This is a genomic window from Caulobacter sp. Root343, from assembly GCF_001425745.1.
In the GTDB taxonomy this organism is placed as follows: domain Bacteria; phylum Pseudomonadota; class Alphaproteobacteria; order Caulobacterales; family Caulobacteraceae; genus Caulobacter.
The window spans coordinates 91,786-106,041 of record NZ_LMDF01000009.1 but is presented as its reverse complement, the minus strand read 5'-3'; the positions used below and the strand labels follow the sequence as shown (position 1 = coordinate 106,041).

Sequence of the window (14,256 nt, the reverse complement as noted above, 5' to 3'; positions counted from 1 at the left end):
GGGAGAAGGAAACTCATGCCGCCGCCTTGGCCTCCAGGACCTTGAACGTCGCTCGCGCCCGGGCCACGGCCACCCCGTCCGCGCGCACCGTCGCCTCGGCGAAGCAGATCGAGCGGCCCAGCTTGACGAAGTCGGTGTCGAACTCGAGCCATTGGCCCAGCTTGGCCGCGCCCAGATAGTCGAGCGTCAGGGACACGGTGACGAGGCCGCCAACCGGCTGGCGCGCGACCGCCAGGTTCACGCCCAGCGACAGGCCCATGGCGTTGTCGGCCAGGGCGGCCAGGAAGCCGCCGTGCGGCATGCCTCGCGAGTTGCAGTGCGCCTCCCGCACCCGCGCGCCCAGCACGAGGCGGTCCGCCGTCGGCTTGGCGTAGAGCGGCTCCCACGGATCGGTCAGCGGGCTCTTGCGGGTGTGCGGGCCGAAGCCCTCGGGGATCTCGTCCATGACCGCCTCGCATCGACTTCAAACAATTGTTTTAATCTAGCATCCTCACCCCTCTTGCGCGAGAGGGTCACGGCGGCTTGGTTAGGACGTCGGTTGAACGAACGGAGGCCGCTCGACATTCCATGTCCATGCGCGCCTTCGCTCACCTGCTGGATCGCCTGTCGCTGACGGCCTCGCGCAACGCCAAGCTGACCCTGATCGAGGACCACCTGCGCCAGACGCCGGACCCCGATCGCGGCTACGCCCTGGCGGCCCTGACCGGCGCCCTGTCGTTCAACGCCGCCAAGCCGGCCTTCATCCGCAAGGCGGTCGAGGCGCGGATGGACGCCCAGCTGTTCGCCTGGTCCTACGACTATGTCGGCGACCTGGCCGAGACCGTCGCCCTGGTCTGGCCCGCCAAGCCCGGGGCCAATCGCCCGCCGGAGCTGTCCGAGGTCGTCGACGCCCTGCACTCGGCTTCGCGGACCGAGGTCCAGCGGCTGATCGAAGGTTGGCTGGACGCCTTGGACCCGGACGGCCGCTGGGCGCTGCTGAAGCTGATGACCGGCGGCCTGCGGGTCGGCGTGTCCTCGCGCCTGGCCAAGCAGGCCTGCGCCAATTTCGGCGGGGTCGAGATCGGCGAGATCGAGGAGGTCTGGCACGCGATGGCGCCACCCTATGGCGACCTGTTCACCTGGCTGGAGGGACGGTCCGAACGCCCCTCGCCCGACGCGCCGGGGCGTTTCAGGCCCGTGATGCTGGCCCAGCCGATCGACGAGGTGGTCGACTTCGCCAAGCTGGATCCCGCCGACTATGTGGCCGAATGGAAGTGGGACGGCATCCGCGTCCAGGCGGTCAGCGAGCGCGGCGAGCGGCGGCTCTACACCCGCACCGGCGACGACATCTCGGCCAGCTTCCCCGACGTGGTCGAGGCGCTGGACTTCGAGGGCGCGATCGACGGCGAGCTGTTGGTCCTGCGCGACGGCGCCCTGGCTCCGTTCGGCGACCTGCAGCAGCGGCTGAACCGCAAGACCGTCGACGCCAAGCAGCTGGCGAGCTTCCCGGCCGGAATCCGCGCCTACGACCTGATGCTGGACGGCGAGGAGGACCTGCGCGGCCTGCCCTTCGTCGAGCGCCGCGCGCGGCTGGAGGCGTTCGTGGCGCGGCTGAAGACCACGCGCATCGACCTGTCGCCGCTGCAGCCCTTCTCAAGCTGGGAAGACCTGGCCGCTCTGCGCCTGGACCCGCCCGAGGGCGATGCGCGCCTCTCCGAAGGCCTGATGCTGAAGCGCCGTGACAGCGTCTACGAGCCGGGGCGGCCGAAGGGTCCGTGGTTCAAGTGGAAGCGCGACCCGCACCTGATCGACGCGGTGCTGATGTACGCCCAGCGCGGTCACGGCAAGCGCTCCAGCTTCTATTCTGACTACACCTTCGGCGTCTGGCGCGAGGACGAGGAGGGCCGACGCGGCCTGACCCCCGTCGGCAAGGCCTATTTCGGCTTCACCGACGAGGAGCTGAAGCTGATCGACAAGTTCGTCCGCGACCACACGATCGAGCGCTTCGGCCCGGTGCGATCGGTGCGGGCCGACCAGGAGTTCGGCCTGGTGTTCGAAGTGGCATTTGAGGGCCTACAGCGCTCGACCCGCCACAAGTCCGGCGTGGCCATGCGCTTTCCGCGCATCAACCGCATCCGCTGGGACAAGCCCTCGCGCGAAGCCGACGAGCTGGCGACGCTGGAGGCGATGCTGGACTAGTGCGCCGCCGCCGGGGCGGGCGAGACCGCACCCGTCTGGAACAGCTTGCCCTTCTCGGTGGCCAGCACCATCAGCAGGCCCGCCAAACCGAAACCGGTGAAGCCCAAGGTCAGCGGCACGGTGGTGCCGTCGAACAGCTGGCCGATGACGAAGCCGCACAGGGCCCCGCCGATCGTGGTGATGAAACCCTGGATCGAGGCGGCCGCGCCCGCGACATGGCCCAGCGGCTCCATGGCGATGGCCCCGAAGTTCGACATGACCAGGCCGAAGCAGAACATCATGGCGGCCTGCATCAGGGCGAAGGTCCACAGGGTCTCGTGACCGGTCATCGCCACCACCGCATGGGCGGCCGCGACGCCGATGAAGCCGATCAGCGCCCAGTGCGAGACCTTGCGCATGCCGAGCCGTTCCACGATCCGCGAGTTCAGCAGCGACGAGACGGCCATGGCGCCGGCGATGCCGGCGAAGATCAGCGGAAAGATGTCGCCCGCGCCCAGCACGTCGACGAACACCTGCTGGGCCGAGTTGAGAAAGCCGAACAAGCCGCTCAGGACCAGGGCCGCGGCCAGGGTGTAGCCCATGGCGATACGGTCGGTGAGCGCGATCTTGAAGGCCGAGGTGACGCCCGCCACCGAGATCGGGATGCGATCCTCCGGGTGCTGGGTCTCGGGCAGCTTGATCGCCGCCCAGGCGATGACGATCAAGCCGAAGATCGACAGCACGCCGAAGATCCACCGCCACGAGGCGAACAGCATGATCGCCTGGCCCAGCGACGGCGCGATCACCGGGGTGGCCAGGAAGACGATGAAGGCCAGCGACATCACCCGCGCCATCTGGCGGCCGGCATAGCAGTCGCGGACGATCGACACCGCCAGCACCCGGGTCGAGGCCGCGCCAAGGCCGGTCAGGAACCGCGCGATCAGCAGCATCTCGAACGAGGTCGAGAAGGCGCAGAGGGCGGCGAACAGGGTGTAGAGCGTCAGCCCGACCATCAGCACCGGCTTGCGGCCATAGCGGTCGGCCAGCGAGCCATAGACCAGCTGGGCGACGCCGAAGCCGAGCAGGTAGGAGGTGATCACCCACTGGCGGGCGTTCGGATCATGGATCCCCAGCGCCTCGCCGATATGCGGCAGGGCCGGCAGCATGGAGTCGATGGCCAGGGCGTTGGTGGCCATCATCGCCGCGATCAGGGCGACGAACTGGCCAAAGCCCATGCCGGGGTGCGGCGAGGGAGCGGTGTCGGACATGGATTTTCTCGCCTGGGCTGACGCCCCAGCCACGAGACGCATACGCGCGGCATATAGGGCCTGGGGCGCGCGACGCCAGACCTAACGGTGCGATCAGCCGTTGTAGGCCCGGATCGCGTCGATGATCTTTGTCTGATCGGCCTCGCCCAGATACGGATGCATCGGCAGGGCCAGCACGGTCCGCGCCTTGGCCTCGGTGACCGGCAGGCCGCCGGCGCCGCGCGGGAAGTGGGCGTACGGCGCCTGCACATGCATGGGCACGGGATAGTAGACGGCAGTCGGGATCCCTTGAGTCTTCAGGTGCGCGGCCAGGCCGTCGCGGTCCGCATGCTCGATCACATATTGCGCCCAGACCGAAACCCCGCCGTCGATCACCGTCGGGGTCGACAGCACCGCGCCCCGCAGGCCCTCGGCGTAGCGGTCGGCCACGACCTGACGCAGCGCGATCTCCTCGGCGAACAGGGCCAGCTTCTCGATCAGGATCGCCGCCTGGATGGTGTCGAGGCGCGAGTTCATGCCGATGCGGGTGTTCAGGTACTTGGGGTCGTGGTCGAAGGTTTTGCCCTCGAGGTCCGGACCGACCGCCTTGCCGTGGACGCGATAGCTGTCCATCAGGTCCCACAGGGTGGTGTCGTTGGTCAGCACCGCGCCGCCGTCGCCGTAGCAGCCCAGCGGCTTGGCCGGGAAGAAGCTGGTCGTGGCGACGTCGGCCCAGTGCAGCGGGTGCTTGCCCTCGAGCGTGCAGCCGAAGCCCTGGGCGCTGTCGGCGATCAGCTTCAGACCTTCGCGGTCGCAGATGGCCTTGATGGCTGGATAGTCGGCCGGCTGGCCGAACAGGTCGACGGCGATCACCACCTTCGGCGTCAGGCGGCCCTCGGCCTTCACCGCGGCGATGGCGGCGTCCAGCCTGGCCGGATCGAGATTGTAGGTGTCGGGCAGCACGTCGACGAACACCGGCGTGGCGTCGACCCACGGCACGACCTCGGGCGTCGCGGCGAAGGTGAAGGACGGGCAGAACACCGCGTCGCCCCGGCCCACGCCCCAGGCCATCAGCGGCAGGGCGATGGCGTCGGTGCCATTGGCGCAGGAGAGGGCCAGCTTGGCCTGGCCGAAGTCCGCCAGCTTGGCCTCGAACTCACGGACCTGCGGACCCATCACATAGGCGCCGCTGTCCAGCACCTTGGCGATGGCGGCGTCGATCTTGTCGCGGATCCTGCGCTGCTGCGCGGCGAGGTCGATGAAGGACATGCTCATGGGCGCTCGCTCTAGTGTCGGTTGATGACGATTTCGAGCCAATTGATGTAACCGACTGTTTCCCGCCTCGAAATGCGCGGAGCGGAACGGTTGGTTCGCCTTGTCGTTGACCGATGGGCGTGGGGGCGCCTATCGAGAACTCCATGCAGACCAAGCCCAGTATCATCCCGGCGGACGCGTCCCTGCCGTCGCTCGCGAACGTGAAGGCCGACGAGACCATGTTCAGTCATTTCCTGGACTGGCTGGGCAGGCTGGCGGTGAACCTGGTGGTCGCCGCCCTGATCCTGGCGGTGACCTTCTGGGTCGCCGGTTGGATGTCCCGCGTGGTGCGCCGGGCCTTGAACAAGGTGCACCGCAACGCGCCCGACGCAACGCTGGAAAGCTTCAGCGCCTCCCTGACCCGCTACGCGATCATCGCCGTGGGCCTGGTGGCCGTGCTGCAGCAGCTGGGCGTGCAGACCACCTCGATCATCGCCGTCCTGGGCGCGGCCTCCCTGGCCATCGGCCTGGCCCTGCAAGGGGCGTTGTCCAACGTGGCGGCCGGGGTGATGATCCTGCTGATCCGCCCCTATAAGGTCGGCGACCTGATCGAGAGCTCCACCCGCCAGGGCACCGTCAAGGCCCTGGACCTGCTGTTCACCGAGATCGCCACGCCGGACAACGTCAAGGTGATGATCCCCAACAGCAAGGTGTTCGGCGACGTGATCCTGAACTATTCGGCCCACCGCAACCGGCGGGTCGACGTGCTGTTCAAGGTGCCGCTGAAGACCGATCTGGTGCCGGTCCTGAAGCGGCTGCGCGAACGGGCCGAAAGCGATCCGCGGATCCGCAAGGACCCCGCGCCGATGATCGAAGTCACCGACCTGTCGGAAGCCTTCGCCCAGGCCGCGATCCGCGTCTGGGTGGCGGCCGCCGATTTCGGACCGGTCAAGACCGACCTGATGCTGGCGGCCCACCTGCTGGCCGACGACCCGGCGCGCGCGGACCTGCCGCCGCCGCGCCCGTCCAAGGCGATCGACCCTTCGCCGGTCATGCCGGGCGAGGGCGAGCACCATCATCTGCTCAGCCTGATAAAGCCGCGTCGAGGTCGGAAATCAGATCCCGGCAAGACTCGATCCCCACAGAAAGCCGGATGAGGCCGTCCGAGATTCCCAGCGCCGCCCGCTGATCGGCGGGTATGGAGGCGTGGGTCATGATCGCCGGATGTTCGATCAGGCTCTCGACCCCGCCCAGGCTTTCGGCGAGCGTGAACAGGCGGGTGCGCTCCAGCATTTTCCGGGCCGGTGCGAGACCGCCCCGCACGTCGGCCGAGATGATCCCGCCGAAACCGCCGGTCATCTGGCGCTTGGCCAGGTCGTGCTGCGGGTGGCTTTCCAGGCCCGGATAGATGACCCGCTCGATCGCCGGGTGCTGCTCGAGCCAGCGGGCGATCTCCAGGGCGCTGTCGCAGGCCCGCTGCATGCGCAAGGCCAGGGTCTTGACCCCACGCAACGCCAGGAAGCTGTCGAACGGCCCCAGCACGGCGCCCACGGCGTTCTGCAGGAACTTCATCTGGTCGGCCAGAGCGGCGTTGTCGCCGACCACCGCCACGCCCGCCACCACGTCGGAGTGGCCGTTCAGGTACTTGGTCGCCGAATGCATGACCACGTCGAAGCCCAGCTCCAGCGGCCGCTGGATGTAGGGGCTGGCGAAGGTGTTATCGGCGACCGTGACCAGGCCGCGCCTTTTCGCAATCACCGCGATCCCGGCGAGGTCGGCCAGGCGCAGCATCGGATTGGTCGGGGTCTCCACCCAGATCATCCGCGTCGCCGGCGTGATCGCCGCCTCGACCGCCGCCAGGTCCCCCATGTCGACGAAGCTGAAGGTCAGGCCCGCCGAGCGCTTGCGCACCTTGTCGAACAGCCGGAACGAGCCGCCGTAGAGGTCGTCGCTGGCGATCACGTGCGCGCCGCTGTCCAGGGTTTCCAGGATCGTCGAGGCCGCCGCCAGGCCGGAGGCGAAGGCGAAGCCGGCGGTCCCGCTCTCCAGGTCGGCGATGCAACGCTCGAAGGCGAACCGGGTCGGGTTGTGGCTGCGGCTGTACTCGAAGCCCTTGTGCTCGCCCGGGCTGGACTGGACATAGGTCGAAGTCGCGTAGATCGGCACCATCACCGCCCCGGTGGTCGGGTCGGGATACTGGCCGCCGTGGATGGTCCGCGTGGCGAAGTCCAGGCGGTTCTTGCCGGGGATGTCGGTCATGAAGGGTCTTTCGCTTCAGCTTCCGCGGTGAGGGAGATTTTTCAGTATGCTTTGGAGATCCCGCGATCCGTGAAGAATGCGCAGGATGACTGGCGGTCTGCGGGCGGCGTCGTAGACCACGATATGAGGAAAGCCAGGCAGAGCCACGAACCTGTAGGGCGGCGAGGCGAGATCAAGACGTTCAATCCCGATGTCCGGAAAATCGCCAATCCGCTGCGCCAACGCCACCACTGTCCGAGGCAAGCGACGCGCGGCGGAGACATTGTCTCGCGCGATGATGCGAGCCGCATTCAGCACATCGCGTCGCGCGCCGGGCGCTAGGATCGCCGCCGGCATCTACTCGGCTGCGGCCGTTTTCTCTGCCTCGACGGCGTCGATGAACGCGTCGAGTTCGGCCATCACCTGCTCCGCGGTGAAATAGCCGTCACGCTCCGCTTCGGCCTCGGCCTCGTGCAGCATCGCCATGAACGCTTCCTTGCGCGCGTCCTGGTCGCGCAGTAGGCGCAGGCCGAAACTGACCGCTTCGCTGGTGTTCGCAAAACGGCCTGCGGCCACGGATTGCTCGACGAACCGCTCAAGGTCCGGCGAGAGCTCGACCTTTAAGGTCATGCGATCCTCGTCTCGGTGCACGAAGGCAAGATGGCGCGAAGAGAACATTTCCGCAACATCTAAGCGCTCATCCGCAAGTGGTTGATCAGGTCGACCCGGGTAATGACGCCCAGGAACTCCTCGCCGTCGACGACCAGGGCGACCTCGTCGCGGTCGAACACCTCGGGCAGGGCGTCGACCGACTGGTGGGCCTGCAGGGTGCGCACCTCACGGGTCATGGCGTCGCCGACCGGCGTCTTGAAGCGCGCGCCGCGATGGTCGTCCGTCCCTTCGACCGCCGCCAGGATGTCGCTCTCGTCGAGGATGCCGACCAGCCGGCCGTGGTCGACGACCGGCAGCTGGCTGATGTCGGACGAGCGCATGCGGTTGTAGGCGGTCATCAAGGTGTCGTCGGGCCCGATGGCGATCACCCCACCCTCGGCGTAGCGCTTGGCGATCAGGTCGCGCAGATCGCCGTGTATCTCGCGCCCGTCAAAGCCGTGAGCGGCCAGCCACAGGTCGTTGAACATCTTGGTCAGGTATTTCGAGCCGGTGTCGCAGACGAGGGTCACCACCCGCTTTGGTTCGGTCTGCTCGCGGCAGTATTTCAGCGCCGCGGCCAGCAGGCAGCCCGAGGACGACCCGGCCAGGATCCCTTCCTTGCGCAGCAGCTCGCGGGCGGTCTCGACGCTCTCGCGGTCGCTGATCGAATAGGCCTTGGACACCAGGTCCATCTGGGCGTTGGCTGGAATGAAGTCCTCGCCGATGCCCTCGACGATCCACGACCCGGCCTCGCCGAACGTCCCGGTCTCGACATAGTCGCGCAGGATCGAGCCGACGGGATCGGCCAGCACCATCTTCGTCTTCGGCGAGTGAGCCTTCATGTAGCGGCCGACGCCGGTCAGGGTGCCGCCCGAGCCGACCCCGACGACGATCGCGTCGATGTCGCCGTCCATCTGGGCCAGAAGTTCCGGGGCGGTCGTCGTTTCGTGAGCGAGCGGGTTGGCCGGGTTCTCGAATTGATTGGCGTACAGGGCGCCGGGGATCGACTGGGCCAGGGTCTGGGCCATGTCCTGGTAGTATTCCGGATGACCCTTGCCGACGTCGCTGCGAGTCAGGCGGACGTCCACGCCCATGGCTCGCAGGTGCAGGATCTTCTCCCGCGCCATCTTGTCGGGGACGATCAGGATCAGCTTGTAACCCTTCAAGGTCGCCACCTGGGCCAGGCCAAGACCGGTGTTGCCGGCGGTGGCTTCGATGATCGTGCCGCCAGGCTTGAGCCGGCCGTCGGTCTCGGCCGCCTCGATCATCGAGCGGGCGACCCGGTCCTTGATCGAGCCGCCGGGGTTCTGGTTTTCGAGCTTGAGGAAGAGACGGCAAAGGCCGGTGTCGAGATGCTTGACCTCGACCATCGGCGTGCGGCCGATCAAGTCCAGGGCAGAGCCGGCGATCGAAAGATAACCGGATTTGGGGTCGTTCATGGCGCAGCTCCGCTGCAGGGTGAAACGATTTCCCCTAGCTAGGCGCGGTTCTTGGAATAAGGGAAGCCCCCAGGAGTATGACCTCGGACATACTCCAAGCCTGGGACGCTGGAGCGCGTCGGCGCGCTCTAGGCCGCCCCAGCGGTTCCGCGCTGGTTGAGCCACTCGCTGGCGAACTTGCGGCTGAGGCCGATGTCCTCGAACACGACCTTGCGCAGCTGGCCCAGCAGCTCGGGCGTGTCGTGGACGATCACGAACGGAAAGCCGTTGGACGACAGGAATCCATGGAGGAATCGCGAGAAGCGATCGGCTTCTTCGGGACCGGTCAAACGGACTTCGGTCTCTGCGGGAGTCGGAACCATAAGTGTGGCCCTCTGTGAACGGACCACCTTTAACGCGCCAGAACGCATTTGCGAACCAGCTTCGCCATTGCGAAATAAACTGTGATCACTTGATCGCCTCCCGGGCGAGCGAAAACCCGCCCGGGAACGCGCAACCCCTTACATGACCGCCAAGTTACAGGATGGATTGGCCGGTCGAGGCCCAGTCCTTCAGGAACTGCTCCAGGCCTTTGTCGGTCAGCGGATGCTTGTAGAGTTCGGCGAACACGGCCGGCGGGATGGTGACGACGTCGGCGCCGATGATCGCCGCTTCCTTGACGTGGGCGGCGTGGCGCACCGAGGCGGCCAGGATCTCGGTCTCGTAGCCGTAGTTGTCGTAGATCGCGCGGATGTCGCGGATCAGGTCCATGCCGTCAAAGCCGTAGTCGTCCAGGCGGCCGATGAACGGCGAGATGTAGGTCGCGCCGACCTTGGCGGCCAGCAGGGCCTGGGTCGCCGAGAAGCACAGGGTGACGTTGGTCTTGATCTCTTCGTCGGCGAAGGCGGCGCAGGCGATCAGGCCGTCACGGGTCAGCGGGATCTTGACGACCACGTTGGGGGCGATGGCGGCCAGCTTCTTGCCTTCGGCGATCATAGCGTCGGCCGTGGTGGCGGCCACCTCGGCGCTGATCGGGCCGGGGACGAGGTCGCAGATCTCGGCGATCACTTCCAGCATCGGGCGGCCCGACTTGGCGATCAGGGTCGGGTTGGTGGTCACGCCGTCGACCAGGCCGGTCGAGGCCAGATCGGCGATGACCTTGGTGTCGGTGCTGTCGAGGAAGATCTGCATGGGTCTCTTGCGCTGTTTTTTCTGGAAAAGTTGGCCCCGGTTTATCGCGAGCGCGCCAGCGGCGCCAGCGCCTAGGCCGGGAAACCGGCCGCGATCAGGCGATCGGCGATGCGTTCGACGGCCGTCCGCCAGGGCTCCGGCGCGAAACCGAACACGCTTTGAAGCTTGCCGGTATCGAGTGGCGACCGTGGCGGGCGCGGGGCCGGCTCGGCGAAGGCGGCCTGGGTGGTCGGCTCCAGGCGCGCCTTGCTCAGCGGATCGCGATCGATCGCGGCCTTGGCGAAGTCGAAGCGGCTGGTCTCGCCGGCGTTGGCGAAATGGAACAGGCCGAACGCTGGATCGGCGGCCGGCGCGGCAGCCCAGCGCGGCGCGCTGGCGATCAGGAAGTCGGCCAAGGCCTCGCCGTCGGTCGGCGTGCCGAGCTGGTCGGCCACCACCTTCAGCACCTCCCGCTCGCGGGCCAGGCGCAGCATGAAGCTGACATAACTTCGACCATACCTCGAAAACACCCAGGAGATCCGCAGCACCACCGCCTTGGGATGGGCCAGCACCGCCTGTTCGCCGGCCAACTTCGAGCGGCCGTAGACATTGATGGGTCGGGCTTCGTCGGTCTCGACATAGGCGCGGTCGGTCAGGCCGTCGAACACCGCGTCGGTGGAGAGATGCACGAACGGCAGGCCCCGCTCGGCGCAGGCGGCGGCCATGGCCCCCGGCGCCGTCGCATTGACCGCGAAGGCCTCGTCGGGCCGGACCTCGGCCGGATCCACGTGGGTGAAGGCTGCGGTGTTGAGGACGAGGTCGCAATCGGCGCCCAGCACCGCCGCACGCACCGCCTCCGGGTTTTCCAGGTCGCAGTCGGCGCGGGACAGGGCGACGATCTCGGCCTTGCCTAGCGCTGCGGCCTGGACGGCGGTGGCGACCTGGCCGGTCTTGCCGAACTGCAGGATCCTCATGTCAGCCCGTCTCACTTGAGCATCGGGACCCGGTCGCCGAGCACCTCGCCGACGAAGGTCCTGAGGTTTCCGCCCTTGAACAGGTAGCCAGCCATGCCCGCCCGATTGCCGGCCTCCACGTCGATGTGGCGATCGCCGATGATCACCGCCTCGTCCGGCGTCAGCCCCCAGTCGGCCAGGCCGCGCAGGATCATGCCCGGGTTCGGCTTGCGGTCGGGATGATCGGCGACCCGATAGGCCTCTATGACCGCCGTTTCGTGAAAGGGAGAGTGATAGAAGGCGTCGATCCGCCCGCCCAGTTCGGCCAGTTGGTCCTGCATGGCCGCATGGAAGCGGTTCATCGCCGCCTCGTCGAAATAGCCTCTGCCAATGCCCGACTGGTTGGTGACGACCAGCACCTTCAGTCCCGCCGCGGTCATCGCCGCCACCGCCTCGCGGGCGCCGTCGATCCAGTCCAGCCTGGCCGGATCGAAGACATAGCCGTGGTCGATGTTCAGCACGCCGTCCCGATCCAGGAACACGGCCTTCAGCGGCGGAGGAGCAAGGACGCTGGTCATGACCCGAGCACTACCCCGACCGGCGCCAAATCGCCAAGCCGCCGTCTTGGCCTGGACACGCGATGCGCTCTAGAAAGGCTCACCTCTGGGAGCCCTCGATGACCAACGCCTTCGCCGACGCCAGCCGCCTGCGCGACCGCCTCAAGACCTGGGCCGTCGAGGCGGCCTATCCGCTGTGGTGGAAGACGGGGGCCGATCCGGCCGGCGGCTTCTTCGAGAAGCTCGGCCAGGATGGCAAACCGGTCCAGGGACCGCGTCGCGGCCGCGTCCTGCCGCGCCAGATCTATTCGTATTCGGTGGCCAGCGACCTCGGCTGGACCGGTGCTTGGCGCGAAGCCGTCGAGCATGGCCTGTCCTTCTATCTGGAGGCCTATCGCCGGCCCGACGGCCTGTTCCGCGCCCTGGTCGGACCTGACGGCGCCAGCCTGGACGACACCGCGGCCCTCTACGACCAGGCCTTCTCGATGTTCGCCGCCGCCGCCGTGGCCCGGATCGCGCCGGAACGGGCCGACGAGATGCGTCGCCTGGCGACCGAGGTGCGGACCAAGCTGATCGCCACGCGCAAGCATCCGCTAGGCGGCTTCTACCTGACCGATCCGCCCAGCGCCCCGCAGGGCTCCAACGAGCACATGCACCTGCTGGAAGCGTGCCTGGCCTGGTCCGAGATCGACAGCGATCCGGTCTGGCGCGCCCTGGCCGACGAAATCGCCGAGCTGACCCTGTCGCGCTTTATCCAGGCCGAGAGCGGCATGCTGCGCGAGTTCTTCGACCTGGATTGGAACCCGGCCCCAGGGCGCGAGGGCCGCATCTGCGAGCCGGGCCATCAATTCGAATGGGGCTGGCTGCTGCTGCGCTGGGGCAAGCTCACCGGCCGCGCCGACGCGACGGCCGCCGCCTTGCGGATGATCGAGGCCGGCGAGACCCACGGGATCAACGAAGACAACGGCGTGGCGATCAACGCCCTGCTCGACGACTTTTCGATCGACGATCCCAACGCCCGCCTGTGGCCGCAGACCGAGCGGATCAAGGCCGGCGCCCTGGCGGCCGAGATCACCGGCGAGCCGCGCTGGTGGGCCATGGCCGCAGCCGGCGCGGAGGGCCTGATGGCCTATCTGCGCACGCCCGTCCCCGGCCTGTGGCGCGACAAGCTCTCGCCGGGCGGCGACTTCGTCGACGAGCCGGCTCCGGCCAGCTCGTTCTACCACATCCTCTGCGCCATCGTGGAACTGGACAGAGCCGTTAACGCGGCCTCGTGACCAGCAGCGTCGCCGCGCCGATCGCTCGCGCCATGACCTCAACGTCCAGCGGGATGATCGCGCCGGCGGCGTAGACGTCGCCGTCCATCTCCAGCGCGCCTTCCAGCAGCTGCACGGTCGAGACCGGCAGGGCGAAGGCCTCGCCGGCCGGGGCGCGGCGCAGCTCGACGTCGAAGCCGTCGGTGGTGACCAGGGTCTCGATCCCGTTCGGCGCGGCGCTCTTGCGCGAGGCGATCGAGCGGCCCTTGGCCTTCAGGCTGTCGACCAGGGTCTTCACCGCCTGGCTGTCCTTGCGGTGGCAAACCAGGACGGCGTCCGGCTCGACCACCACCACGATGTCGCTGACGCCGATCACGCCGACATAGGGGCCGGTCGTGCGCACCAGGACGTTCGAGGCGCCGTGCAGGTCGACGTCGCCGTCCTGGGCGTTGCCCTCGCCGTCACGGACCGAGGCCTCCCAGATCGCGTCCCAGGCGCCCAGGTCCGACCAGGCGAAGGCGGCCGGCACGACGGCGGCCTTCGTGGTCCGCTCCATCACGGCGTAGTCCAGCGAGATCTTGGCCGCGCCGGCGAAGGCCGCGCGGTCCAGGCGGCCGAGACCGGCCTCAAGTTCCAGGATGGCGATGCAGGCCTTGGCGGCGGCGGCGACCGACGGCTCGAAGGCCTCGAACTCGCCCATCAGGGTCGAGGCCTTGAAGGCGAAGTTGCCGCTGTTCCAGAGATAGCCTTCCAGCAGGTAGCGTTCGGCGGTCTCCTGGTCGGGTTTCTCGACGAAGGCGGCGACCTCGCGCACCGAGCCGTCCAGCAGCGGCGCGCCCGGCCGGATATAGCCGAAGCCGGTGGCCGGCACGGTCGGCTGCACGCCGAAGGTGACGATAAGGTCCTGCTCGGCGGCCTTGGCGGCGGCGACGGCCGCCTCGCCGAAGATTTCGGGCTGGGAAATGTGGTGGTCGGCGGCCAGCATCAGCACGACGCCGTCGGGATCCTGGCGCTCGACATAGGCGGCCGCGGCGGCCACGGCGGGGGCCGAGTCACGCGCCTCGGGTTCGACCAGGATGGTGACCCAGACGCCGATCTCGGCGGTCTGGGCGGCCACGAAGCCGATCATGGCCTCGCCGGTGACGATGACGATCTCGGCGACGCCGGGGATGTCCTTCACCCGCAGCACCGTTTCCTGGAACGAGGAGCGGTCGCCGACCAGCTTCAGGAATTGCTTGGGCTGGTCGCTTCGCGACGCGGGCCAAAGACGCGTGCCCGAGCCGCCGCACAGGATCACCGGATAGATCGCACTCAAGACTTGTCCCCACACACTTCAGTCTTCGGCCCTGATAGGG

The 14,256-nt window shown here is 67.9% G+C and carries 15 protein-coding genes; 3 read left to right on the top strand and 12 right to left on the bottom strand.

Annotated features, from left to right (window positions below):
- Positions 1-13 precede the first annotated feature (13 nt).
- Positions 14-445: a PaaI family thioesterase gene (locus ASC70_RS20550; protein WP_056053968.1), complete on the bottom strand. Its 432-nt coding sequence runs from the start codon at positions 443-445 to the stop codon at positions 14-16.
- A 122-nt stretch (positions 446-567) separates the two neighbouring features.
- Between ASC70_RS20550 and ASC70_RS20545 the strand changes: the two genes are divergently transcribed.
- Complete coding sequence (locus ASC70_RS20545) at positions 568-2,178, top strand: cisplatin damage response ATP-dependent DNA ligase (RefSeq protein ID WP_056053964.1); 1,611 nt, start codon at positions 568-570, stop codon at positions 2,176-2,178.
- Here ASC70_RS20545 and ASC70_RS20540 read toward each other — a convergent pair.
- Together ASC70_RS20540 and ASC70_RS20535 are read right to left on the bottom strand one after the other, a co-directional pair.
- Positions 2,175-3,425 carry a multidrug effflux MFS transporter gene (locus ASC70_RS20540; protein WP_235519469.1) on the bottom strand — a complete coding sequence of 417 codons (1,251 nt, stop codon included), beginning with the start codon at positions 3,423-3,425 and terminating at the stop codon, positions 2,175-2,177. The genes ASC70_RS20545 and ASC70_RS20540 overlap by 4 nt on opposite strands.
- A 93-nt stretch (positions 3,426-3,518) precedes the next feature.
- A complete protein-coding gene (locus ASC70_RS20535) occupies positions 3,519-4,679 on the bottom strand; it encodes a DegT/DnrJ/EryC1/StrS aminotransferase family protein (protein WP_056053963.1) in 1,161 nt (386 codons plus the stop codon).
- Between the two features lie 143 nt (positions 4,680-4,822).
- On the opposite strand from ASC70_RS20535, the gene ASC70_RS20530 reads away from it, so the two are divergent.
- Positions 4,823-5,815, top strand: a complete 993-nt coding sequence (locus ASC70_RS20530; protein WP_056053961.1) for a mechanosensitive ion channel family protein — start codon at positions 4,823-4,825, stop codon at positions 5,813-5,815.
- On the opposite strand, the gene ASC70_RS20525 is transcribed toward ASC70_RS20530, so the two are convergent.
- The 8 genes from ASC70_RS20525 to ASC70_RS20495 form a co-directional block, all read right to left on the bottom strand.
- A complete protein-coding gene (locus ASC70_RS20525; protein WP_056053957.1) occupies positions 5,742-6,917 on the bottom strand; it encodes a PLP-dependent aspartate aminotransferase family protein in 1,176 nt (391 codons plus the stop codon). The genes ASC70_RS20530 and ASC70_RS20525 overlap by 74 nt on opposite strands.
- Before the next feature lie 15 nt (positions 6,918-6,932).
- The gene (locus ASC70_RS24630) at positions 6,933-7,253 is read right to left on the bottom strand and encodes a type II toxin-antitoxin system RelE/ParE family toxin (protein WP_082539525.1); all 321 of its coding nucleotides are present in this window, start codon (positions 7,251-7,253) and stop codon (positions 6,933-6,935) included.
- Positions 7,254-7,526: a type II toxin-antitoxin system ParD family antitoxin gene (locus ASC70_RS20520; protein ID WP_056054099.1), complete on the bottom strand. Its 273-nt coding sequence runs from the start codon at positions 7,524-7,526 to the stop codon at positions 7,254-7,256. It lies immediately after the preceding gene.
- Between the two features lie 59 nt (positions 7,527-7,585).
- Positions 7,586-8,986, bottom strand: coding sequence for a cystathionine beta-synthase (locus tag ASC70_RS20515; protein WP_056053954.1), 1,401 nt, complete (start codon positions 8,984-8,986; stop codon positions 7,586-7,588).
- A 128-nt stretch (positions 8,987-9,114) separates the two neighbouring features.
- Entirely contained in the window at positions 9,115-9,348 is a 234-nt protein-coding gene (locus ASC70_RS20510; protein WP_162247252.1) for a hypothetical protein, read from the bottom strand.
- Positions 9,349-9,502: 154 nt separating this feature from the next.
- Entirely contained in the window at positions 9,503-10,156 is a 654-nt protein-coding gene (gene fsa / locus ASC70_RS20505; RefSeq protein WP_047403914.1) for a fructose-6-phosphate aldolase, read from the bottom strand.
- Between the two features lie 71 nt (positions 10,157-10,227).
- Positions 10,228-11,109 carry a dTDP-4-dehydrorhamnose reductase gene (gene rfbD / locus ASC70_RS20500; RefSeq protein ID WP_056053949.1) on the bottom strand — a complete coding sequence of 294 codons (882 nt, stop codon included), beginning with the start codon at positions 11,107-11,109 and terminating at the stop codon, positions 10,228-10,230.
- 11 nt (positions 11,110-11,120) lie between these two features.
- Positions 11,121-11,666, bottom strand: a complete 546-nt coding sequence (locus ASC70_RS20495) for an HAD-IIIA family hydrolase (RefSeq protein ID WP_056053946.1) — start codon at positions 11,664-11,666, stop codon at positions 11,121-11,123.
- A gap of 98 nt (positions 11,667-11,764) precedes the next feature.
- Here ASC70_RS20495 and ASC70_RS20490 point away from each other — a divergent pair, with 98 nt between their 5' ends.
- Positions 11,765-12,922, top strand: a complete 1,158-nt coding sequence (locus ASC70_RS20490) for an AGE family epimerase/isomerase (protein ID WP_056053944.1) — start codon at positions 11,765-11,767, stop codon at positions 12,920-12,922.
- On the opposite strand, the gene ASC70_RS20485 is transcribed toward ASC70_RS20490, so the two are convergent.
- Complete coding sequence (locus tag ASC70_RS20485; RefSeq protein WP_056053942.1) at positions 12,906-14,216, bottom strand: mannose-1-phosphate guanylyltransferase; 1,311 nt, start codon at positions 14,214-14,216, stop codon at positions 12,906-12,908. The genes ASC70_RS20490 and ASC70_RS20485 overlap by 17 nt on opposite strands.
- Positions 14,217-14,256: the final 40 nt, after the last annotated feature.

Bases quoted from the DNA above. Each gene is read 5' to 3' on its own strand.
- ASC70_RS20550 (WP_056053968.1), bottom strand. From the start codon at position 445: ATGGACGAGATCCCCGAGGGCTTCGGCCCGCACACCCGCAAGAGCCCG.
- ASC70_RS20545 (WP_056053964.1), top strand. From the start codon at position 568: ATGTCCATGCGCGCCTTCGCTCACCTGCTGGATCGCCTGTCGCTGACG.
- ASC70_RS20540 (WP_235519469.1), bottom strand. From the start codon at position 3,425: ATGTCCGACACCGCTCCCTCGCCGCACCCCGGCATGGGCTTTGGCCAG.
- ASC70_RS20535 (WP_056053963.1), bottom strand. From the start codon at position 4,679: ATGAGCATGTCCTTCATCGACCTCGCCGCGCAGCAGCGCAGGATCCGC.
- ASC70_RS20530 (WP_056053961.1), top strand. From the start codon at position 4,823: ATGCAGACCAAGCCCAGTATCATCCCGGCGGACGCGTCCCTGCCGTCG.
- ASC70_RS20525 (WP_056053957.1), bottom strand. From the start codon at position 6,917: ATGACCGACATCCCCGGCAAGAACCGCCTGGACTTCGCCACGCGGACC.
- ASC70_RS24630 (WP_082539525.1), bottom strand. From the start codon at position 7,253: ATGCCGGCGGCGATCCTAGCGCCCGGCGCGCGACGCGATGTGCTGAAT.
- ASC70_RS20520 (WP_056054099.1), bottom strand. From the start codon at position 7,526: ATGACCTTAAAGGTCGAGCTCTCGCCGGACCTTGAGCGGTTCGTCGAG.
- ASC70_RS20515 (WP_056053954.1), bottom strand. From the start codon at position 8,986: ATGAACGACCCCAAATCCGGTTATCTTTCGATCGCCGGCTCTGCCCTG.
- ASC70_RS20510 (WP_162247252.1), bottom strand. From the start codon at position 9,348: ATGGTTCCGACTCCCGCAGAGACCGAAGTCCGTTTGACCGGTCCCGAA.
- fsa (WP_047403914.1), bottom strand. From the start codon at position 10,156: ATGCAGATCTTCCTCGACAGCACCGACACCAAGGTCATCGCCGATCTG.
- rfbD (WP_056053949.1), bottom strand. From the start codon at position 11,109: ATGAGGATCCTGCAGTTCGGCAAGACCGGCCAGGTCGCCACCGCCGTC.
- ASC70_RS20495 (WP_056053946.1), bottom strand. From the start codon at position 11,666: ATGACCAGCGTCCTTGCTCCTCCGCCGCTGAAGGCCGTGTTCCTGGAT.
- ASC70_RS20490 (WP_056053944.1), top strand. From the start codon at position 11,765: ATGACCAACGCCTTCGCCGACGCCAGCCGCCTGCGCGACCGCCTCAAG.